General features: G+C 63.0%; 17 protein-coding genes and 1 pseudogene. 7 read left to right on the top strand and 11 right to left on the bottom strand.

Features of this window, described 5'->3' with window-relative positions; all coding sequences use genetic code 11:
- Positions 1–12: 12 nt before the first annotated feature.
- The 3 genes from ACOSV0_RS18240 to ACOSV0_RS18250 form a co-directional block, all read right to left on the bottom strand.
- A complete protein-coding gene (locus ACOSV0_RS18240; RefSeq protein ID WP_434107513.1) occupies positions 13–684 on the bottom strand; it encodes a flagellar basal body L-ring protein FlgH in 672 nt (223 codons plus the stop codon).
- Positions 685–808: 124 nt separating this feature from the next.
- Entirely contained in the window at positions 809–1,519 is a 711-nt protein-coding gene (locus ACOSV0_RS18245) for a hypothetical protein (protein WP_434107514.1), read from the bottom strand.
- Positions 1,520–1,532: 13 nt separating this feature from the next.
- Positions 1,533–1,700 (bottom strand): DUF6726 family protein, encoded by a 168-nt coding sequence (locus tag ACOSV0_RS18250; protein ID WP_434110333.1) that lies wholly within the window; start codon positions 1,698–1,700, stop codon positions 1,533–1,535.
- Here ACOSV0_RS18250 and ACOSV0_RS18255 point away from each other — a divergent pair.
- The 3 genes from ACOSV0_RS18255 (at position 1,699) to ACOSV0_RS18265 (ending at position 4,353) form a co-directional block, all read left to right on the top strand.
- Entirely contained in the window at positions 1,699–1,920 is a 222-nt protein-coding gene (locus tag ACOSV0_RS18255) for a hypothetical protein (RefSeq protein WP_434110378.1), read from the top strand. The two genes, ACOSV0_RS18250 and ACOSV0_RS18255, sit on opposite strands and share 2 nt — an antisense overlap.
- Before the next feature lie 439 nt (positions 1,921–2,359).
- On the top strand, positions 2,360–3,100 hold the full coding sequence (locus ACOSV0_RS18260; RefSeq protein ID WP_434107515.1) for a response regulator: 741 nt from the start codon (positions 2,360–2,362) through the stop codon (positions 3,098–3,100).
- Complete coding sequence (locus ACOSV0_RS18265) at positions 3,097–4,353, top strand: ATP-binding protein (protein WP_434107516.1); 1,257 nt, start codon at positions 3,097–3,099, stop codon at positions 4,351–4,353. Before ACOSV0_RS18260 ends, ACOSV0_RS18265 begins: the two co-directional genes overlap by 4 nt.
- A 240-nt stretch (positions 4,354–4,593) precedes the next feature.
- Here the strand turns inward: ACOSV0_RS18265 and ACOSV0_RS18270 are convergent, their stop codons facing one another.
- Entirely contained in the window at positions 4,594–5,520 is a 927-nt protein-coding gene (locus ACOSV0_RS18270; protein WP_434107517.1) for a tyrosine-protein phosphatase, read from the bottom strand.
- Positions 5,521–5,700: 180 nt separating this feature from the next.
- On the opposite strand from ACOSV0_RS18270, the pseudogene ACOSV0_RS18275 reads away from it, so the two are divergent.
- Both ACOSV0_RS18275 and ACOSV0_RS18280 read left to right on the top strand, forming a co-directional pair.
- Positions 5,701–5,916, top strand: a pseudogene (locus tag ACOSV0_RS18275) (MFS transporter); the annotation flags it as partial.
- Between the two features lie 17 nt (positions 5,917–5,933).
- Positions 5,934–7,199 carry a D-amino acid dehydrogenase gene (locus ACOSV0_RS18280; RefSeq protein ID WP_434107518.1) on the top strand — a complete coding sequence of 422 codons (1,266 nt, stop codon included), beginning with the start codon at positions 5,934–5,936 and terminating at the stop codon, positions 7,197–7,199.
- A gap of 229 nt (positions 7,200–7,428) precedes the next feature.
- Here ACOSV0_RS18280 and ACOSV0_RS18285 read toward each other — a convergent pair whose 3' ends face one another.
- The 3 genes from ACOSV0_RS18285 to ACOSV0_RS18295 all read right to left on the bottom strand — a co-directional run bounded on the left by ACOSV0_RS18285 (position 7,429) and on the right by ACOSV0_RS18295 (position 14,725).
- On the bottom strand, positions 7,429–8,898 hold the full coding sequence (locus ACOSV0_RS18285; RefSeq protein WP_434107519.1) for a glutamate synthase subunit beta: 1,470 nt from the start codon (positions 8,896–8,898) through the stop codon (positions 7,429–7,431).
- Between the two features lie 119 nt (positions 8,899–9,017).
- Positions 9,018–13,721: a glutamate synthase-related protein gene (locus ACOSV0_RS18290; protein ID WP_434107520.1), complete on the bottom strand. Its 4,704-nt coding sequence runs from the start codon at positions 13,719–13,721 to the stop codon at positions 9,018–9,020.
- 296 nt (positions 13,722–14,017) lie between these two features.
- Positions 14,018–14,725 carry a transposase gene (locus tag ACOSV0_RS18295; protein WP_325043540.1) on the bottom strand — a complete coding sequence of 236 codons (708 nt, stop codon included), beginning with the start codon at positions 14,723–14,725 and terminating at the stop codon, positions 14,018–14,020.
- A gap of 187 nt (positions 14,726–14,912) precedes the next feature.
- Here ACOSV0_RS18295 and ACOSV0_RS18300 point away from each other — a divergent pair, with 187 nt between their 5' ends.
- On the top strand, positions 14,913–15,638 hold the full coding sequence (locus tag ACOSV0_RS18300; protein WP_434107521.1) for an OmpW/AlkL family protein: 726 nt from the start codon (positions 14,913–14,915) through the stop codon (positions 15,636–15,638).
- Positions 15,639–15,981: 343 nt separating this feature from the next.
- Positions 15,982–16,362: a DUF883 family protein gene (locus ACOSV0_RS18305; protein ID WP_434107522.1), complete on the top strand. Its 381-nt coding sequence runs from the start codon at positions 15,982–15,984 to the stop codon at positions 16,360–16,362.
- 41 nt (positions 16,363–16,403) lie between these two features.
- On the opposite strand, the gene ACOSV0_RS18310 is transcribed toward ACOSV0_RS18305, so the two are convergent.
- The 4 genes from ACOSV0_RS18310 to ACOSV0_RS18325 all read right to left on the bottom strand — a co-directional run bounded on the left by ACOSV0_RS18310 (position 16,404) and on the right by ACOSV0_RS18325 (position 20,975).
- Complete coding sequence (locus ACOSV0_RS18310) at positions 16,404–17,606, bottom strand: deoxyguanosinetriphosphate triphosphohydrolase (protein ID WP_434107523.1); 1,203 nt, start codon at positions 17,604–17,606, stop codon at positions 16,404–16,406.
- A gap of 77 nt (positions 17,607–17,683) precedes the next feature.
- The gene (gene aroB / locus ACOSV0_RS18315; RefSeq protein WP_434107525.1) at positions 17,684–18,760 is read right to left on the bottom strand and encodes a 3-dehydroquinate synthase; all 1,077 of its coding nucleotides are present in this window, start codon (positions 18,758–18,760) and stop codon (positions 17,684–17,686) included.
- 8 nt (positions 18,761–18,768) lie between these two features.
- Complete coding sequence (locus tag ACOSV0_RS18320; RefSeq protein ID WP_093643398.1) at positions 18,769–19,320, bottom strand: shikimate kinase; 552 nt, start codon at positions 19,318–19,320, stop codon at positions 18,769–18,771.
- A 107-nt stretch (positions 19,321–19,427) separates the two neighbouring features.
- Positions 19,428–20,975 (bottom strand): type IV pilus secretin PilQ, encoded by a 1,548-nt coding sequence (locus tag ACOSV0_RS18325; protein WP_434107526.1) that lies wholly within the window; start codon positions 20,973–20,975, stop codon positions 19,428–19,430.
- Between the last annotated feature and the right edge of the window lie 154 nt (positions 20,976–21,129).

Below are 21,129 nucleotides of genomic sequence, written 5' to 3' on the forward strand. Positions count from 1 at the left end.
ACTGCGTCGGCTTTAAAAGGTCAGCACGCTCAGAAACATTCTCTGCAGCCAGCCCATCGTGGTGGCGTCGGACACCATCCCCACGCCGGCCTGCTCGATGCGCGCATTCGCGACCTTGCTTGATGCAACATAATTGCCTGCTTCGATATCCTTCGGATTGATGACGCCCGACAGGCGCAGGCGGTCGCGGTTGCCGCTCATCGAGATCACCTTCTCGCCCGACACCACCAGATTGCCGGTCGACATGGTCCCGATCACGGTCACGGCCAGCGTGCCGGTCATGCCGCTCGTATCGGTGAGGCTGCCCTGCCCTTTGTAATCGGTACTGGCCGAGCCGATGTTGAACAGCTTCGCGAGGCGCGCGGCGGCATTGGTCGACTGATCGGCGGCGGTCGCGGTAATGCTGCTCGAGCGGCTCGCGGCAGCGGTCGCGCTATTGTTGCCGGTGTACGACTCCGACAAGCGGATCGTCAGCACGTCGCCAATATGCTGCGCACGCGGTGTTTCATAAAGCAGCAACGCCGTACCGACCTGATAGATCGCACCTTGCGTATTAACGTTCAGCGGCACCGACGTGAGCGGCGGCGACATCGGCGTTTCGACGATTGACGGCTGCTGGCCGCTCCCGCAAGCCGCGAGGCAGGCCGCCGCGCCTAGCGCAACAGTGAGACGTAGCGCAGTCATACATGCTCCTTGGCCCGATCGGCCGGATTGAAAACGGACTTTGCGATTGCTGCGCCGACGCTTCGCTCAACGATGCAATCGAAGCCACGTACGAGCCCGCAAACCGGGCGGTGGATGCGGCACATCACCCCGCCTCGGCACCACTCGCCTGCCATTGCCGGACGACCGATTTCACCCACGCATCCGAGCCCTTCAGCAGATAGGTGAGCGTGCCGTTGCGGGTCCCGGGCAGAAAGCACAACGTGATCGAACTCACCGCGTTTTCCCACACATAGACCGGCATCGAGCCCGACGACACGCTTTGCGTCGCCAGACGCGGGGCGCCATAACGGTCCGCGAGCGCGTCGCGCAAGTCTTCGGCGGTGACCTCGTCGATCACAAATGAAATCTCGTACAGACGCAGCGCGCTCTGCCCGTCGACACGTGCAAAGCGCAGCACATGCTCCTGTGCCGGAACACCGTCGACGACCGCTTGCGACACCGCCCAGCCGTCGTCCGCGCGATGCGCCCAGCGGCACGCGACCGTCAGACTCTCCTGCGATTTCAGCCGCATGCCGAGCGCGCCCGCCTGCACATCCGTCTCGCAGACAGGCACACTGCCGAGCGGCGTAGCCCGCACGCTCGAGCCGGCACGAAACTCGTCGAGCGTGATGCCGAGCGCGATGCCGCGAAACGCAAACGGCTTGTCCGGCGAGCGCCGGCGTGCTTCAGCGGCCGCGCTCTTCGACGCGGCGCTGGCCGCACTCGTTTCGCGCGCGACCGGCTGCGCCTGGGCGGCCATCGAAACGATGCCGCCTAGCAGCGCCAACACGCAGGCAATCCGTTTGAGTGTCATGATTCGGTCGATTTCAGTCGATGGCGGATGAACACATGTCGAACGGTGTGGCCGCGGCATGGCCGACGACCGGGATGATTTTCAGCGTGGCCGACGTCAGTCGGCACGGCAGCGCGGCGACGGCGCAGCCGCCGAGAGGCAGCAGCACCGCGCCGAGCGTCAACCACGCAGCGACTCGGATGAAACGTTCAGGAATGCTCGGGGTCGACACACGGGCCTCGGTACGTCAGGCAGTCGTGTTGACGTTATGCCCGACAAGCCCGGACGGCAGCGAAGGCAGCGCCTCGGTGGCGGACTCCCGCTCCTGCGGCGCGGCTGACGGCGTATTTGAGGGGGCAGGCTTCTCCACTGGCCGCATCGGTGCGAGCGAAGAAAAGCGGGTCGAACTGAGATTGCTGTGAACGGTCATAATGAGCCTCGCGTGGCGCTAGGTTTCGATTTCACGCCGCCTGCCGTGGGCCCAAGGCGTTAGGCTGTTTTCGGCATGCGACGCAACGTACTGCATGACGAATCATCTCGCCGCACACGCACTGGCGATGCACGAAGGAACGCGCGCTTTCCAGCGGTTCTTACGACACGTTGCTATGCATTTCTACCCATTGCCATCAGTAGCAATTTCGAGCAGATTCTTTCATCGGCGGAATTTAGGCGATGCAAAATGACTACCGTAGCCGTGCTGAACGTCGACAACACATTGCCAAATATGGCGACCGTGAAATATGGCGTGAGCCTTTGGTAGCGGGCCTGACGCCCGAATCGGCCGGGCCGGTGCGGCTTTGGGTAAGTATTGGTAAGAAAACACCAGGTCGCGCGTCGCGCGAGGCAGTCTAAAATTTCGCCATGAATCCACAGGTCCTAATCGTCGACGACGATCCGGTCGTACGCGATCTGCTTTGCAAGTTTCTGCAGACGAACGGCTTCGACGCGTCGGTGCTGCATGACGGCACCCATTTGCAACGCCGGCTCGAACGTGAACGGCCATCGGTCGTCGTGCTCGACATCATGATGCCGAACACCGACGGCTTGCGCGCGCTCACCGCGTTGCGCGCCGCCGGTGACGACATTCCGGTGATCTTCGTGACGGCGCGCGGTACGGTGGCCGACCGGATTGTCGGGCTTTCGCTCGGCGCGGACGACTATCTGACCAAACCGTTCGATCCGCGCGAGCTGCTCGCGCGGATCCAGACGGTGCTGCGCCGCCGCGGGCCCTCCACAACGAGCGCGCCGGAATCCCGCAAGCCGTATCACTTCGGCCCGTTCGAGCTCGATTTCGCCACGCGTTCGTTGTCGCGCGACGATTCGAAGCTGCCGCTGCGCGACAGCGAGTTCGCTCTGCTGAAGATTTTCGTCAACAATCCGTACAAAGTGCTGTCACGCGTACTGATTCACGACCTCGTGCACCGCGACAATCTCGCCTTCCGCGACCGCAGCCTCGACGTGCCGATCTGGCGCCTGCGCCGCGTGATCGAAGACGACCCGTCCAATCCCTGTTACGTGCAGACAGTGCGCGGCAAAGGCTACGTGTTCGTGCCCGACGCCGACGGCACGCCGTTCGCCGACGAGGCTGCCTCAAGCGCATGAGAAACCCGCTGAACACGCTATTCGGCAGAATGGCGTTGCTGTCTACGGCGGTGTTGTTCGCGATTCAGGCTGGATGGTTCGTACTGGTTGTGATGCAGCCGCCGCGCCACGAAATCGACGGCTTCGCGCGCGGCATTCTGCTGGTGTTGCAGGCAATCAACGGCGAACCGATTAAAGGCGCCGCGCTCGCGCCCGCCATGCGGGTGCACCTCGTGCCCACCTGGAACATGCCGTCGAGCGTTCATCTGCATACGCCGAACGCTCATCCGCTGATCGAACTGAGCCGGCATTTGCGCGAGAACCTGCCGCCCGGCACGCAGATCGCCGTGGACGACCTGCGCCCGCCGCAGTTATGGGTCCTGTTCCCCGGCAAATCGAACTGGGTCGTCGTGCCGGTAGATGTGCCGCCGCGCCCGCATTTCCTGGTCGAATCCATTTCGATGCTGCTGGCCGCGCTGATCCTGTCGCTGTTCGCGGTCTGGCAGATGCAGCGGCCGCTGTCGCGCGTAGCCGACGCCGCCCGCGCGTTCGGTTCCGGCGGCCGGCCGGAGCCCGTGACCGTGCAAGGCCCGCGTGAACTGCGCGATCTGGTCGGTTCCTTTAACGACATGATGCGGCGTCTGAACGAGGCGGGCGACGACCAGGCGGTCATGCTGGCCGGCGTCGCGCACGATCTGAAAGCGCCGCTCACGCGGCTCAAATTGCGGGCGAGCGTGCTGGTCGCGGAAAACGAACGGGCCGGACTGATTCGCGACGTCGACTCGCTGACCAACATCGTCCAGCAGTTTCTGGAGTTTGCCGGCCAGTCCGTCGACGCGGGGCCGCCGGTCGAAGTCGACGAATTCCTGCAGGAACAGTTTTCCGCCAGCGACAGCGCCGAGACCCCGCTGTTCACGCTCGCGCTGCACGCCGGCTCGTCATTCAAGCTGCCGCGCACCTTGCTCGACCGGCTGGTCACGAACCTCGTCGACAACGCGCTCGAACACGGCTCGGCGCCGGTGGATATCGGCACGGCGCGCACCGATCAGCATTGGGTGATCAGCGTGCGCGACCACGGCCCGGGCATTCCCGACGACCGCATCGCCGCGGCGATGAAACCATTCGTACGGCTTGACGCCGCGCGTGGCGGCGAAGGTCATTGCGGCCTGGGTCTCGCGATTGTCGCGCGGCTCGCGCACGATCGCGGCGGACGCTGTCACGTGCGCAATCACGCGCAAGGCGGGCTGGAAGTACGGATCGAATTGCCGGTTTGACCGGCCTGCACGGTAAGGATGATCGAGAAGGGGAAGCACATTGGGCGCAGGCACTTACGCGCCCTTACTGAAGGGGCTTTCGCAGTGACTATGGCCTTATAGTCGCCCCCGGCAACCTCGATGCCGCCCTTCTCTGTCCGCCTTGATATTTGGGGCGGACTTTTTTTCGTCTGTACCTGCCGATGCGTTCCGCACAACGCCAGGCGCGGCGAGCTGGCCGAGCTACAGATGAAAAACCGGTCAGACGACCAGACGGTCGCGCAAAGCGTCGACCGTCGTCTGAGACATGCCAAGGCCCTGCGTCAGATAGCTCGCCATCGTGCCGTAGCTCGCCTGCACCTGATCGAACCCCGCTTGCAGATAATTTTCCTGGACGTTGAGCAACGGCGACTCGATCGTTGCGACCGCGTCGCCATTCTGCTCGCGCAGCGTCTCGGTCCGCGCCGCAATCGATTGGGCCAGGTAGACGTTGCTGAGCAGATAGTCCTGCATGATGACGTCGAGCGGCACATTGGCAATGCTCAGCAGGAGTGCCGAGACCCAACCGGCGCGATCCTTACCCGCGTCGGAATGGAACAACTGCACGCCGCCGCCATTGGCAAGCCGCGTAAGGAGCTCGCCATAGCCGACACGCTGGGCGGCGCCGGTGACATAGGCACGTGCCTGGGCTTCCATGAACGCCACGGCGGCGCCTGTCGTATCGAACGTTGGCGCGACGAAATCGCTGATACCCAGGACGTCGAGTGCCTGCGAGGTCGAACCGGCGGGCAGGATATCCGCGGTACGCGCGATTTCGCCCGGCGTGCGCAGATCGTAGACCGAAGTGACGCCGAGTTTCTGGAGGGCGATTGCGTCGGCGGCGCTGAGCGTCAGCGCGTTCGAGCGATAGAAGACGCCACGGCGCATCTGTTTGCCGTCGACCGTAGGGTAGCCGGCAGCCGCGCCCGCCACATCGCGGAAATTAGCGACCGACGCCAGACGTGGCGTTTCCGGCACTTCGGCGTCCAGATTTCCGCCTCCACACGCCGACAGCAGCGAACTGCTCATGCCGGAGAGCAACAAAACGCTTGCAGAAGATTTCAGAAACGTACGGCGCGATTGATAGGCCCGCAACGGCGTACTCGCGGAGCGACGGGATGGCGAGCAGTTTTTTGCGGTTGCGAGCATTAAGGATGACGAGCGCGGGCGTAAAGAGGAATCTCGCAGCTTGAGTGCTGCGGGCGCAGTTTAACCTTGGTCAATAATTTTTTGGTTACTTCGTAGCAGTTAGTAAGAAAACGGAACGAAACTCCTTACTTTCTGCCGTTTTTAACCACAACTGGCCGCACAACTCCTCGCCCCTCAGACTCGATCCGCGGATCGGGGCAAGGCTTCTGCTACGACCTGGGTTGCGGTCCCGGCTCGTTCTTTCCGATCCCGGTCGGTACACTGTCGCAAACCATGACGCTTGTTAAGGCGATGGGCATTGTCGCCGGCTCGGGCTATCTGCTGGTGATCGCCGCTGCAATGTGTCTGCCGGAAACCAAGGGCAAAGTGCTCGGCGCGACCCGCTCTGACGCCTGAAATCGCTGTACACACACATGAAAACGATTGTTCTGGGCGGTGGTGTGATCGGTGTCGCCACCGCTTTTTACCTGCGTCAGCAAGGCTGCGACGTTATCGTGATCGAGCGCGAGCCAGACGTCGCGCTCTCCACCAGTTTCGGCAACGCCGGCGTGATTGCGCCGGGCTATGTAACGCCGTGGGCCGCGCCCGGCATGCCGGCGAAAATCCTCAAGTATCTGTTCAAGCCGGCCTCGCCGCTAATCTTCCGCCCCACCTTCGATCCGGCCCAATGGCGCTGGATCGCGCGCTGGCTGCGTGAATGCGACCTCGAACGCTTTCGCATCAACAAGCAGCGCATGCAGCGCATCGCTTATTACAGCCGTGACTGTCTGCACGAATTCCGTGCCCGTCACCCATTCGACTATGGCCGCAGCCAGGGCTATCTGCAGTTGTTCCGCAGCGAATACGACGTCGAACTGGCGCAACCGGCGCTGGCTATCCTGCGCGACGCGGGCATCGTGCATCGGGAAGTCAGCGCGGCACAGTGCGTCGAGATCGAACCTGGCTTGCGCTGGGCGCGTCAGACGCCGCTCTCGGGCCTTTATCTCCCCGATGACGAAGCCGGCGATTGCGCCCGCTTCACCCGCGAACTCCGTGCGATCTGCGAGCGCAGCGGCGTGCAGTTTCGCTTCGACACACGCGTCGCGGCGCTCGATGTGCAAGGCCGTGCCGTGCGCGGTGTGCGTATAGAAAGCGAACGCGGCAATGAGACGCTGCAAGCGGATGCAGTGGTCGTGGCGCTGGGCGTGGACAGTGCGGCGCTGCTCGCGCCGCTCGGCGTGAAAGTGCCCCTCTACCCGGTCAAAGGCTATTCGGCGACCTTACCCGTCACCGACGACGAAAAAGCCCCCCATGCGGCACTGATGGACGAGTCGCTGAAAACGGCCATCACGCGCTTCGGCACTAACCTGCGCGTGGCCGGCACGGCGGAGCTCGGCAATCGCCAGACAACCTTGCGCGAACAGGCTCTGCAGACGCTGATGAAAGTGCTCGGCGACTGGTTTCCGCACGCGGCCAATCCGACGTCCGCGCACTTCTGGGTAGGCCGCCGTCCTATGACGCCCGATGGCGCGCCGTTGCTCGGTCCGTGTGGCGTGGACAATCTCTGGCTGAACGTCGGACATGGTTCGACGGGCTGGGCAATGTCGATGGGTTCGGGCCGCGTGGTCGCGGATCTGATTACACAGCGCAAGCCGGAAATCGATCTCGACGGGCTGACGGTGAACCGGTATCGGAAATGACCGCGCGACCCGGCGCGCAGGCAAGACGCTTCAAGACGCTTTAGCGAACGCCACGGAACGCGCCGGAACGTCGTAAAAACAGAAAAGCCGGGTCACCCTTACAGGTGCCCGGCTTTGTTTTTTACCGCTTTGGGGTACGGCTTATGTACCGCTTTGTCGTCTCCACCTGGTCCTGCAAGCATTCGCCGGTTTCCGCGCCATCAGGCTAAAACCGGCTGGAGACGTTACGTTAGCGCGGCAGCTCCGAATGACCCATCAGGAAAGCGTCGACCGAACGTGCGCACTGACGGCCTTCGCGAATCGCCCACACCACCAGCGACTGGCCACGACGCATATCGCCCGCGGTGAAGACCTTGTCCACCGACGTGTAATACGCCTTGTCGCCTTCGGTCGACGCACGCACGTTGCCGCGCGCATCCTTGTCGACGCCGAACGCTTCGAGCACCGGCGACACCGGCTGCGTGAAGCCCATGGCCAGCAGCACCAGATCGGCCTTCATTTCGAATTCCGAGTTCGGCACTTCCTGCATCTTGCCGTCCTTCCATTCGACACGCGCGGCGATCAGCTTCTCGACCTTGCCGTTCTTGCCTTCGAGGCGCTTGGTCGCCACCGCCCAATCGCGCGAGCAGCCTTCGTCGTGCGACGACGAGGTGCGCAGCTTGATCGGCCAGTACGGCCACACGAGCGGCTTGTTCTCTTCTTCCGGCGGTTGCGGCAGCAGTTCGAATTGCGTGACGCTCTTCGCGCCATGACGGTTCGAGGTACCGACGCAGTCCGAACCCGTATCGCCGCCACCGATCACGACCACGTGCTTGCCCTTGGCGAGCAACTGGTTCGCGACCTTGTCGCCGGCGTTGACCTTGTTCTGCTGCGGCAGGAATTCCATCGCGTAGTGGATGCCTTCCAGCTCGCGGCCTGGCACCGGCAGATCGCGCGGCGTTTCTGAACCGCCTGCGATCACCACCGCGTCGAACTGTTCTTTCAGCTCGGCCGGCGTGATCGTTTCTTTCGCCGTATTGCCGATGTATGCCGGCAGCGAATCCGCCTTACCGACGAACACGTTGGCGCGGAACGTCACGCCTTCGGCTTCCATCTGGCGCATGCGGCGATCGATCAGCCACTTTTCCAGTTTGAAGTCAGGAATGCCGTAACGCAGCAAGCCGCCGATACGGTCATTCTTTTCGAACACGGTGACATCGTGCCCCGCGCGCGCGAGTTGCTGCGCGACGGCCAAACCGGCGGGGCCGGAACCGACCACCGCGACCTTCTTGCCGGTCTTGTGCTTCGGCGGCAGCGGCGCGACCCAACCTTCGGCCCACGCTTTGTCGATGATCGCGTGTTCGATCGACTTGATGCCGACCGGGTCGTTGTTGATGCCGAGCGTGCACGCCGCTTCGCACGGCGCCGGGCAGATGCGGCCCGTGAACTCGGGGAAGTTGTTCGTGGAATGCAGCACTTCGATCGCGTTCTTCCAGTCCTGGTGGAACACCAGGTCGTTGAAGTCCGGGATGATGTTGTTCACCGGGCAGCCGTTGTTGCAGAACGGAATGCCGCAGTCCATGCAACGCGCGCCTTGAATCTTGGCTTCGTCGTCGGTCAATGCCGCAACGAATTCCTTGTAGTGCTTCACACGCGTGAGCGGAGCTTCGTACGCCTCGTGGCGGCGCTCGAACTCGAGAAAACCGGTTGCCTTGCCCATGTGGTTCTCTTCTCTATCTGTATCAGGTGAGGTGATCTACACCCGCCGCGCGTCGAATGATCGAGCGGCGGCGGGTACGGCTAAATGTGACGTCTTCGGTGCTGAGATCGGCGAAGGAGTTAAGCGGCGAGTACTTCCTTGTTCGCCTTCTTCGCTGCCATCTCGCCCAGTGCGCGCTTGTATTCGGTCGGGAACACCTTCACGAACTGACGGCGCGACGCATCCCAGTTTTCGAGCAGCGCCTTTGCACGCGGCGAACCCGTGAACTGGAAGTGACGTTCGATGAGACCCTTGAGCAGGGCTTCATCGGTCGCGCCGCTGTGCCACAAGCCCTTGTCGACCGTGCGTTCCTGTTCGGCCTGTTGCAGAACCGGATCGAGCGCGACCATCGACTTGTTGCACTTGCCGGCAAACGTGCTGTCCGGGTCGTACACATAAGCGATACCGCCCGACATCCCGGCCGCGAAGTTACGGCCCGTTTCGCCGAGCACGACAACCGTGCCGCCCGTCATGTATTCGCAACCATGGTCGCCCGTGCCTTCGACAACCGCCGTCGCGCCCGAGTTACGCACGCAGAAGCGCTCGCCCGCAACGCCGCGGAAGAACGATTCGCCTTCGATCGCGCCGTACATCACCGTGTTGCCGCAGATGATGTTTTCTTCCGACTTGCCGCGGAAATCATTCGTAGGACGGATGATGATGCGGCCGCCCGAGAGACCCTTGCCGACGTAGTCGTTGCCGTCGCCGACCAGATCCAGCGTGACGCCGCGCGCGAGGAACGCGCCGAAGCTCTGACCCGCGGTACCCTTCAACTGGATGTGAATCGAGTCGTCAGGCAGGCCGTCGTGGCCGTACTTCTTCGCGATCGTGCCGGACAGCATCGCGCCGACCGTACGGTTGACGTTGCGCACCGGCTGGATGAACGAGACGTGTTCGCCCGTCTCGATCGCGGCCTTCGCCTTCTCGATCAGCACGTGATCCAGCGCGCGGTCCAGACCGTGGTCCTGCACGTCGACGTGCTTGCGTGCCACGTCTGCCGAAACCTGCGGCTGATAGAACACGCGCGAGAAGTCGAGACCCTTCGCCTTCCAGTGTTCGACGCCCTTCTTCATGTCGAGCAGTTCGGCGTGGCCGATCAGGTCCTCGAACTTGCGGATGCCCAGTTGCGCCATGATTTCGCGCGCTTCTTCCGCAACGAAGAAGAAGAAGTTGACGACGTGTTCCGGCTGGCCCTGGAACTTCGCACGCAGCACCGGATCTTGCGTCGCGACGCCGACCGGGCAGGTGTTCAGGTGGCACTTGCGCATCATGATGCAGCCTTCCACGACGAGCGGCGCCGTCGCGAAGCCGAATTCGTCCGCGCCGAGCAGCGCGCCGATCACGACGTCGCGGCCGGTCTTCATCTGACCGTCGGCCTGCACGCGGATACGGCCGCGCAACTGGTTCAGCACCAGCGTCTGCTGCGTTTCAGCCAGACCCAGTTCCCACGGCGTGCCGGCATGCTTCACCGACGACAGCGGCGATGCACCCGTGCCGCCATCATGGCCGGCGATCACGACGTGATCGGCCTTCGCCTTGGCAACACCGGCAGCCACCGTACCGACGCCCGACTCCGACACCAGCTTCACCGAAATGCTGGCCGCCGAATTGGCGTTCTTCAGGTCGTGAATCAGTTGCGCCAGATCTTCGATCGAGTAAATGTCATGGTGCGGCGGCGGCGAAATCAGGCCGACGCCCGGCACCGAATAACGCAGCTTGCCGATGTATTCCGACACCTTGTGGCCCGGCAACTGACCGCCTTCGCCCGGCTTTGCGCCTTGCGCCATCTTGATCTGGATCTGATCGGCCGACGCGAGATATTCCGCCGTCACGCCGAAACGGCCCGACGCCACCTGCTTGATCCGCGAGCGCAGCGAATCGCCTTCCTTTAGCGGAATGTCGACGATCACTTCGTCGCCGATCACCGACTTCATGGTGTCGCCGTTCTTGATCGGAATACCGCGCAGTTCGTTGCGGTAACGATTCACGTCCTCGCCGCCTTCGCCCGTGTTCGACTTGCCGCCGATGCGGTTCATCGCGACCGCCAGCGTGGCGTGAGCTTCGGTCGAGATCGAGCCCAGCGACATGGCGCCAGTGGCGAAACGCTTGACGATCTCTTTCGCCGATTCGACTTCGTCGAGCGGGATCGCCTTGGTCGGATCGAACTTGAATTCGAACAGGCCGCGGAACGTCATGTGACGCTTGGTCTGATCGTTGATCAGATGCGCGTATTCCTTGTACGTCTGGTACGAGTTGCTGCGCGCCGAGTGCTGCAGCTTGGCGATCGCATCCGGCGTCCACATGTGTTCTTCACCGCGCACGCGGTACGCGTACTCGCCGCCCGCGTCGAGCATGTTCGCGAGCACTGGATTGTCGCCGAACGCGTCGCGATGCAGACGGATCGCTTCTTCCGCGACGTCGAACAGGCCGATCCCGCCGACCTTCGACGACGTGCCCTTGAAGTACTTCACCACCAGGTCTTCAGCCAGACCGACTGCTTCGAAAATTTGCGCGCCGGTGTACGACATGTACGTCGAAATGCCCATCTTCGACATGACCTTCATCAGGCCCTTGCCGACTGCCTTGGTGAAGTTGTAGACCGCCTTTTCCGCCGACAGGTCGCCCTTCAGGCCGGCTGCGAGCTGGCTGAGCGTTTCCATCGCGAGGTACGGGTGCACGGCTTCCGCGCCGTAGCCCGCGAGCAACGCGAAGTGGTGCGTTTCACGCGCCGAGCCGGTTTCCACGACCAGCCCCGCGCTCGTGCGCAGACCGTGCTGGACGAGGTGCGTGTGGATCGCGGCGGTAGCCAGCAATGCCGGAATCGCGACGTTGTCGCGGTCGGTCTTGCGGTCCGACACGATCAGCATGTTGTAGCCGGACTTGACCGCATCCACGGCTTCCGCGCACAGCGAAGCCAGACGCGCTTCGATGCCTTCCTTGCCCCAGGCCACCGGATAGCAGATGTTCAGTTCGTACGAGCTGAACTTGCCGCCCGTGTACTGATCGATCGCGCGGATCTTGGCGATGTCCTTGAAGTCGAGCACCGGCTGCGACACTTCGAGACGCATCGGCGGGTTGATGTTGTTCGTGTCCAGCAGGTTCGGCTTCGGACCGACGAACGACACCAGCGACATCACCATGTTTTCACGGATCGGGTCGATCGGCGGGTTCGTGACTTGCGCGAACAGCTGCTTGAAGTAGTGGTAAAGCGTTTTGTTCTTGTTGGACATGACCGCCAGCGGCGAGTCGTTGCCCATCGAACCGACCGCTTCTTCACCGGCTTGCGCCATCGGCGCCATCAGGAACTTGAGGTCTTCCTGCGTGTAGCCGAACGCCTGCTGGCGATCCAGCAAGGCAGCGGCTTCGCGGCGTTCCGTCGCGACGTCTTCGGCCTTCGCCTCGATTTCGTCGAGCTTGATGCGGACCGCGTCGATCCAGCTCTTGTATGGCTTGGCGTTGGCGAGGTTGTCCTTCAGTTCCTTGTCGTCGATGATGCGGCCGTGCTCCATGTCGATCAGGAACATCTTGCCCGGCTGCAGACGCCACTTCTTGACGATCTTCGACTCGGGAATCAGCAACGTGCCCGCTTCCGACGCCATGATGACGAGGTCGTCGTCAGTGACGATGTAGCGCGCCGGACGCAGACCGTTACGGTCGAGCGTGGCGCCGATCTGACGGCCGTCGGTGAAAGCAATGGCGGCGGGGCCGTCCCACGGCTCCATCATCGCTGCATGGTATTCGTAGAACGCGCGGCGGTTGTCGTCCATCAGCGTGTGCTGTTCCCAGGCTTCCGGGATCATCATCATCATGGCGTGGACGAGCGGGTACCCGGCCATCACCAGCAGTTCGAGACAGTTGTCGAACGAGGCGGTGTCCGATTGGCCCGGATAGATCAGCGGCCACAGCTTCGGCAGATCGTCGCCGAGCACGTGCGACGCGATCGCGCCGGTACGGGCGTTCAGCCAGTTGACGTTGCCCTTCACCGTGTTGATTTCGCCGTTGTGGGCGATCATGCGGTACGGGTGAGCCAGTTCCCACGCCGGGAACGTGTTGGTCGAGAAGCGCTGGTGCACCAGCGCCAGTGCCGACACCGTGCGCTCGTCCTGCAGGTCGCGGTAATACACGCCAACCTGGCCCGCCAGCAGCAGCCCCTTATAGACGACCGTGCGCGCCGAGCACGACGGCACGAAGTATTCCTTGCCGTGCTGGAGCTTGAGCGCCTGGATGCGGTGGCTCGCGGTCTTGCGAATCACGTACAGCTTCCGTTCGAGCGCGTCGGTCACCATGATGTCCTTGCCGCGGCCGATGAAGATCTGGCGGATCAGCGGCTCGCTCGCCTTGACGGTGGGCGAAATCGGCATGGAGTGGTCGACCGGCACGTCGCGCCAGCCCAGCACGACCTGGCCTTCGGCCTTCACGGTGCGTTCCAGTTCCTGTTCGCAGGCGAGACGCGATGCATGTTCCTTCGGCAGGAAAATCATACCGACGCCGTACTCGCCGCTCGGCGGCAGGACCACGCCCTGCTTGGCCATTTCCTCACGATAGAAACCGTCCGGGATCTGGATCAGGATGCCCGCGCCGTCGCCCATCAGCGGATCGGCGCCGACGGCGCCCCGGTGGTCGAGGTTTTCAAGAATCTTCAAGCCTTGCTCGATGATCTCGTGGCTTTTCTTGCCCTTGATATGAGCAACGAAACCGACGCCGCAGGCGTCATGTTCGTTTTGCGGGTCGTATAGACCCTGCGCGGCGGGAACCGGGTGAATCGGTTGCTGGTGGTCGTTCATGGGGACACCGTCTGTGAGGGGCCGGACAGGCCGTTAAACCGTTTTTCTTTTGCCGCAGCGCGCAGCGCAACCGCGTCGGCGACTCCGCACGCTTGATGCTACGCGTATCAAAAACCGCCGGAATTCGGAATATACGCGACGAATCAACGGAATAGCAAATAAAACGTGATGGTCGATCCCCAATTATCAAGTTGGTGCATTGCGGCTATTTTTTATTGGTGCCATATCATAAAAGTGCAAAAGAAAACGGCATCCTAAGATGCCGTTCCAGGCACAGCTCTTTGATATGAAACGCTTTATTGCGTCTGCGGCGTTTCGCGCACCTTGCGCGGCCGCCCACGCGGCAGCGGCGAGACGCGCCGGTTTGCGGCGCGCGCCGCCCATTCCCGGTACGTATCGCTGCCCAGAACCCAGCCTTTCAGGGTGGCCTGCTGAAGCTGACTGGTTTCGCGTTCGTCGAGCGGCTGCTCGCACAGTTCGCGGTAAGCGCGCTGCCGCTCGAAGGGCGTATTGCCGAGCGACCAGTACAACGGGTGGTCGGTAATGAGGCTGTCGAGCGTCAGGCCGATATGGTGACGATAGCTCGACCAGCGGTAATCCTCGGGCGCACTCACGAGCCCGGCTCGCACCGGACACATCTCGACGACCCGGCTCGCGAGCAGGAAGTAGCGCTCGCCTTCGATCACCGTGGCCCGGTAGCGTCCCTCCCATAAGGTGCCGCGGCGGGCATATCGCCGGTTGAAATGCGCAACGTAGCGCCGCCCCACTGCCTGCATCGCCTTCGGCAGGCTCGACTCTTCAGTCGGCGTGACGAGCAGTTGCACAGCGCCGGGCATCAACGCGTACGCGTGGATGGATAAGTGATGGTCGCGCGAAGCCGCTTTCAAGCAGTCGATGAAAAGCTCGTAGTCCTGGTCGTCGACGAATGCGGGCTGCTGATCGAGTCCACGGAGGATGACGTGCTGCGGCTGGTCAGGGACATAGAGACGTGCAAGCCGTGCCATGCTGGAGTATCCAATAGTCGCGTTGGTACATACCCGAAGGTCCGAAGAACCGCGCCCGCCCGGGGTTCGGCGCAGCGCGGCTAAGCCAGAAACCGTGCGGGGCCTAGGGAGAAAGCTCTAACCGCCGCGTATGGTTTGTTTCAAACGTTGTAGTCATAATGAGCGGGCCTTTTCTGGAGGAGCACATATGAAATTAAAACAGGCCGTAACGGGGATCGCGGCGTTAGCCTGCATGACAACGGCAGCGCACGCGCAATCGGCCGGAAGCTTTTACGTCACGACAGGCTGGTTCCATCTTGCACCTCAATCGAGCAGCGACCCGTTGAGAGTGACAAGCATAGGCGGCAGCCCGACCAACATCACCGAACCCAACACCGGCGCATCACTGAGTTCGGCCGATACTATCGGCCTGACCGCCGGCTACTTCATCACCGATCACATCGCCACCGAATTCGTAATCGGCTATCCGCCTTCGTTCGACCTGAACGGCACGGGTAGCCTCGAACAATTCGGCAAGCTCGGTCAGGCGAAACAGTGGAGCCCGACTCTGCTGTTCAAGTACTACTTCAACGCCCCGACCGCGACCTTCCGCCCGTATCTCGGCGTTGGTGTGAGCCGCATCTGGTTCACCGACGAAAAAATCACCAATGGCGCATTTGAAGCAAACGTCCTGCATGGTCCGACCAGCGTCACTACGGATAGTTCGTGGGAGCCGGTGTTTAATGCAGGTTTCACCTATGCGTTCAACCAGCACTGGTTCGCGGGCGTCTCGATCTCGTACCTGCCGCTCAGCACGACCGCCAAGCTGAACACCGCTGCAAGCACGCCGGTCGGAACGCTGAATGTGCAGTCGCAAACCAAGATCAAGCTGAACCCGATCGTTACCTACGTCAACATCGGTTACCGTTTCTAACGGGTCACGAAATTGGGGCCGCTAAGTTAGGGTAGTCGAATTTTCGTGGCTTAGACAACGCTGTCATATATCCAATGGCAGCGTTTTTTATTTTCGGCGCGATTTGAGGGACCGTTCACGGCATACGGATGTCCGTCACGCAACGGGCAGGCGGGCGTGTTTGTAAATTTGACCCGCTATCGGGTCGGGGCGTGCAATATCTGCTGATGAATGCGCGTCGGCGTTACGGTGCACAAGGGCTGGGGGTTTGGCACCGAAGTTGCGTCCCCAAAAGGTTTCCCGCGTGGCAACGTGTGTCTGCGTGACAGCGTGGGATCTTTCCACCCTCATCGACGGAGCGACCATGACAGCACTTCCGAACACACGAGACGCCCTCGGCGAATCCTGGACCACCACCAGCCGCCGTGCGCGGCGAATCGCCCGCCACAGCCGCCATGCGGCCGAAGACATTGCCGGCGAGCTGCGCCACCTGATGTCGGAACTGGAGTCCACCCTGGCAGACGGAACCCAGGCCGACGCCGTGGCGCTGCGCGGCAAGTTGCGCAAACAGCTCGACATCGCCCGTGCCCGTTTGAACGATACCCGCGAGGCCATGCGGGAACGCGCCGAAGTGGCCATCTCCGACGCCGACGACTATGTGCACGAAAACCCGTGGCAGACGATAGCGATCGTCGGCGGTGTTGCGCTGATCGCGGGCGCGCTGTTAGCGTCGCGGCTGCGCTGAGACGGTAAGACGAGCAGCCACGCCGGCTAGCGCCGGTTCGATCAGTTGTCGTCGATCACGAACAGCCGCTGATACTCCTTCACCGCATACCGATCCGTCATACCCGCGATGTAGTGGGCAATCAGGCGCGGTTGCAGCGACGCGTCCGTCGATTGATAACCGGGTGGCAACAGCCGCGAATCTTCCGTGAACGCATCGAACAGGCCGGCCACCACGCGGCGCGCCTTGTTGGCCATCCGCATCACACGATAGTGGCGGTACAGGTTCTTGAACAGGAAGCGCTTGAGCGCCGCCGCCTGCGCGGCGATGGCTTCGCTATGCGCGACGAGCGGCGGTGCGGCGCGCACCGCGTCCAGCGAGACCGGCGCGTGCCTGGCAAGGTTGAGCGAGGTCGTATCGATCAGATCGACGATCAACGTATTGATGATGCGGCGCACCGTCTCGTGAATCAGCCGGCGCCCTTCGATCTGCGGAAAGTCGCCGCGCGCCGCCACGTAGTGCGTCTGCCATAACTCGACTTCGGCAAGCTGCTCCACGGTGAGTAGGCCGGAGCGCAAGCCGTCGTCGACGTCGTGGTTGTTGTACGCAATCTCATCGGCGACATTGGCGATCTGCGCTTCGATGGAAGGCTGCCGCCCGTCCAGAAAACGCTCGCCGAGCGCGCCGAGCCGCCGCGCATTCTCACGCGAGCAGTGCTTGAGGATGCCTTCCCGCGTTTCGAAACAGAGGTTCAGGCCGTTGAACGCGCCGTAGTGCTCCTCCAGATCGTCGACCACCGCGAGGCTTTGCAGGTTGTGCTCGAAGCCGCCATGCTCGCGCATACATTCGTTCAGCGCATCCTGGCCCGCGTGGCCGAACGGCGTATGACCAAGATCGTGCGCAAGCGAAATAGCTTCAACGAGGTCTTCGTTGACCCGCAGATTGCGAGCAACAGAGCGGGCGATCTGCGCGACTTCCAGGCTATGGGTGAGCCGCGTGCGAAATAGATCGCCCTCGTGATTCACGAATACCTGCGTTTTGTATTCAAGCCGGCGGAACGCCGTCGAGTGGACGATGCGATCGCGATCGCGCTGAAACTCCGTGCGCGCGCTGGGCGCAGCTTCGGGATAGCGACGGCCGCGCGATTGGGAGGAATGTGCTGCATACGGCGCGAGATGCGCTTCGAGTGCATCCTGCGACGGCACACCGCTCACGGGCGTGCCTGCCGGGTCATGCTTTACATCGTCGCTGCGCCTGTCAGTCACCGGATTCTCCGAAACATGGGCGGCGCCTCGTGACGCTCGTGCGTGCTGCCTTGCTGCGAAGCCCCTGCCGAGTCGGTTTAGACGGCGGCGGCCAGCGTGGCGTGCACCTCGGCGTCAGGCGCCTGGGTGATCAGCGTCTCACCGAAACGCTTCAGCAGAATGAATTTGATCGCACCGGCTTCCGCCTTCTTGTCGACCCGCATGAGGTCGACATAGCGCGACTCGCCGAGCGCAGGCGCCCGGGTGGGCAGATGCGCGGCAACGATCACGTCGACCAGACGCTTGCGCACCGCTTCGTCGAGATAACCCATGCGCACGGACAGGTCCGCCGCCATCACCATCCCGCAGCCGACCGCCTCACCGTGCAGCCACTCGCCGTAGCCGAGTCCGGCCTCGATCGCGTGGCCGAAGGTGTGGCCGAAATTGAGGATCGCGCGCAATCCGCCTTCGCGCTCGTCCTGCGCCACGACCGACGCCTTGATCTCGCACGAGCGCTTGACCGCCTCGGCCAGCGCTTCGGGTTCGCAGCGATTGAGCGCCTCGACATTCGCCTCGATCCAGCGGAAGAAACCGGCGTCGGCAATCGCGCCGGTCTTGATCACTTCAGCGACGCCCGCCGCCAGTTCGCGCCCCGGCAACGTGCGCAACGCGCCGATGTCGGCGATCACGGCCTGTGGCTGGTAGAACGCGCCGATCATATTCTTGCCGAGCGGGTGGTTGATGCCCGTCTTGCCGCCCACCGACGAATCGACTTGCGACAGCAAGGTGGTCGGCACCTGGATGAACGGCACGCCACGCATGTAGCAAGCCGCGGCAAACCCCGTCATGTCGCCGATCACGCCACCGCCGAGAGCGATCAGTGTGGTCTTGCGATCGGCGCGCGAGCCCAGCAGCGCGTCGAAAATCAGGTTCAGCGTTTCGAGGTTCTTGTACGCTTCGCCGTCCGGCAAAACGACCGTGGAAACCTGCTTGCCGAGCGGCGCCAACGCAGCGCGCAGCTTGTCGCCGTAAAGCGGGTCGACCGTAGTGTTCGTGACGATCGTGACCGAGCTGCCGGCGATATGCGGCGCGAACAACGCGGTCTGGCCGATCAGATCGGCACCGATATGGATGGGATAGGCGCGCTCGCCCAGTTCGACATTGACGGTAATCATACGGTCCATTATGAAGCAGGATGTTTGGCGACGCCGGCCATCTCGAGCTGCATCAGAACCATGTTGACGAGTCCGTTGACCGAAGGCCGGCCAGTTTCGATCACGAAGTGCGCGCATTCCCGGTATAGCGGATCGCGTACTTCGTAGAGCGCCTCGAGGCGCGCTTTGGGGTCTTCGGTCTGCAACAGCGGGCGATTTTTGTCGCGCCGGGTGCGCAGCCACAGATCATGCGGATTGGCGCGCAAATAGATCACCACGCCCCGATTTTGCAGCGCTTCGCGGTTTTCCGGCCGCAGCACCGCGCCGCCGCCCGTGGCCAGCACGATATTGTCGCGCCCGGTCAGGTCGGAAATCACGTGCGCTTCACGATCGCGAAAGCCCGCTTCGCCTTCCAGCTCGAAGATCACCGGAATGCGCGCGCCCGTACGCGCCTCGATTTCATGGTCGGAATCGAAGAACGGGCGATCGAGACGGCGCGCAATGGCCCGGCCCACGGTGGTTTTGCCTGCCCCCATGAGCCCTACAAAAAATACATTGGCGTGTGCGTCCCGCGCTTGCAACGGTGTCCCTCTGGCTAATCCGGTATGGTTCGTGCCGCAGCTTACTGGCAAAGCGGCTGCCTTGTCGAGCCTGCAGGCCGCCGCTGGATGGCGGCGGCAGCGTGCCCCTAATTTGTCTGAACGACGCGCGGCGTGATGAAAACAGCCAGTTCACTGCGCTGGTCCCGATGGGCCCGATGGCGGAAAAGCGCCCCTAAAACCGGTATTTTGCCCAGGACCGGCACCCGCGTCACATCGTCCCGGTTGTCGGTCGCGTAAATTCCGCCGATCGACACCGTACCACCATCTTCGACTTCGACGCGCGTTTGCACGTGTTTGGTGTTGATCGCCGGCCCGGCGTCGGTCTGCTCGCCGACGCTGTCTTTGGCGACATCGAGGTCCAGCACCACTCTGCCGTCCGGCATGATTTGCGGCTCGACCTCCAGTTTGAGTGTGGCGCGGCGAAACTGCACGCCCGACACGCCCTGCCCGACTTTCGCCTGATAGGGCAGCTCGGTGCCCTGCTCGACGACCGCTTTCATCCGGTCTGCCGTCACGACCCGGGGGCTCGAGACGATCTCACCGCGCCCTTCGGCCTCCAGCGCACTCAGCTCGATGTTCAGGAGCCGCGTCGCGCCGGCTGCGAACAAGGTCAGCCCGGCGGTGGCGGCGTCGAAACCGGCAATCGGCCGTGCCGACAGATCGTACACCGCGCCGTCCTTGCCGCCCGTCAAGCCTCGGGCGGTGCCGTCGGCGTTGGCGGCCGCCATGGAAAGCCGCACACCGAGATTGCGCGAAAACCCATGCTCGCCCTCGACGATACGCGCTTCGATCAATACCTGACGGGTCGGCCGGTCGACGGAGGCAAGCAACGCCGTGATTTGCGCGAGGCGCCCGTCGAGATCGGTGACGAACAGCAGATTGGTGCGCGGATCGGCGGTCGCGGCGCCGCGTTTGGACAGCACGCGCTGGTTTCCGGCACCGGTCAGCAAACGCCGCACGTCCTCGGCGCGCGCGTAGTGCAACTCGAACGTGCGGCTCGCGAGCGGCTCAAGGTCAGCGGCTCTCGCATGCGCTTCGAAACGCTGCCGCTCACGTGTGGCCAGATCCGCGATTGGCGCGACCCAGATCACGTTGCCGTGACGCTCCATTGCCAACCCGTTGACGTCGAGCAAGGTATCGAATGCCGTGCGCCACGGCACCTTGTCGAGCCGCAGTGACACGGCGCCCCGCACTCTCTCGCTGGCGACGATGTTCAGTCCGGTGAACTGGGCAAACGCGTTGAGCACGGCGCCGAGTTCCGCGCGCTGGAAGTTAAGCGAGATCGGTTTGTCGTCGGCGGCGAGTTTGGCATCTAGCGGCGTTTTCGGCGCATCGCTCAGGCGCGCGAGCGGAGGCAGCGGTACCGGCGGCCCTTCGAGCGCCGAGGTTCCGGCGAGGTCGTCGCGTGCGGAGGCCGCCGATTGCCTCCGTAGCGGCACTGAGCCGTCTGCATCGTCTGTCAGGTCGCCGGTGCGTCCGATCTCGTCGGTTGCCGCCGCTCGTGATATGCCGGACTCGGGCTGGTCGGCGGAATCGTCGCGGAACGGGTTGGGCAATTCGGCAACGATGCCGCGCGGCAGCGGCGGCACATCGTGTCGGGCATCGAGCGGTGCAATGGCGTTGTCGATCGGCATGTACGCGGGCAGTGGCGGCAGCGGCGAGATCGACGCATGCGCGACGCCGGCGCTTATCGTAATGCCAGCGACCAGGCCGCGGACCGGGCTGTGACATCTCCTGTGATGCGTGCGTTGGACCGGACTGCGAGGCCGGCTTCTACGCACGCGTCCA

It is taken from the genome of Paraburkholderia caffeinilytica, from assembly GCF_051027425.1.
GTDB lineage: Bacteria > Pseudomonadota > Gammaproteobacteria > Burkholderiales > Burkholderiaceae > Paraburkholderia > Paraburkholderia caffeinilytica_A.

Excerpts from the sequence above, each read along its gene's own strand:
- ACOSV0_RS18240 (WP_434107513.1), bottom strand. The coding sequence starts at position 684 with ATGACTGCGCTACGTCTCACTGTTGCGCTAGGCGCGGCGGCCTGCCTC.
- ACOSV0_RS18245 (WP_434107514.1), bottom strand. The coding sequence starts at position 1,519 with ATGACACTCAAACGGATTGCCTGCGTGTTGGCGCTGCTAGGCGGCATC.
- ACOSV0_RS18255 (WP_434110378.1), top strand. The coding sequence starts at position 1,699 with ATGAAACGTTCAGGAATGCTCGGGGTCGACACACGGGCCTCGGTACGT.
- ACOSV0_RS18260 (WP_434107515.1), top strand. The coding sequence starts at position 2,360 with ATGAATCCACAGGTCCTAATCGTCGACGACGATCCGGTCGTACGCGAT.
- ACOSV0_RS18265 (WP_434107516.1), top strand. The coding sequence starts at position 3,097 with ATGAGAAACCCGCTGAACACGCTATTCGGCAGAATGGCGTTGCTGTCT.
- ACOSV0_RS18270 (WP_434107517.1), bottom strand. The coding sequence starts at position 5,520 with ATGCTCGCAACCGCAAAAAACTGCTCGCCATCCCGTCGCTCCGCGAGT.
- ACOSV0_RS18280 (WP_434107518.1), top strand. The coding sequence starts at position 5,934 with ATGAAAACGATTGTTCTGGGCGGTGGTGTGATCGGTGTCGCCACCGCT.
- ACOSV0_RS18285 (WP_434107519.1), bottom strand. The coding sequence starts at position 8,898 with ATGGGCAAGGCAACCGGTTTTCTCGAGTTCGAGCGCCGCCACGAGGCG.
- ACOSV0_RS18290 (WP_434107520.1), bottom strand. The coding sequence starts at position 13,721 with ATGAACGACCACCAGCAACCGATTCACCCGGTTCCCGCCGCGCAGGGT.
- ACOSV0_RS18295 (WP_325043540.1), bottom strand. The coding sequence starts at position 14,725 with ATGGCACGGCTTGCACGTCTCTATGTCCCTGACCAGCCGCAGCACGTC.
- ACOSV0_RS18300 (WP_434107521.1), top strand. The coding sequence starts at position 14,913 with ATGAAATTAAAACAGGCCGTAACGGGGATCGCGGCGTTAGCCTGCATG.
- ACOSV0_RS18305 (WP_434107522.1), top strand. The coding sequence starts at position 15,982 with ATGACAGCACTTCCGAACACACGAGACGCCCTCGGCGAATCCTGGACC.
- aroB (WP_434107525.1), bottom strand. The coding sequence starts at position 18,760 with ATGATTACCGTCAATGTCGAACTGGGCGAGCGCGCCTATCCCATCCAT.
- ACOSV0_RS18325 (WP_434107526.1), bottom strand. The coding sequence starts at position 20,975 with ATGCCGATCGACAACGCCATTGCACCGCTCGATGCCCGACACGATGTG.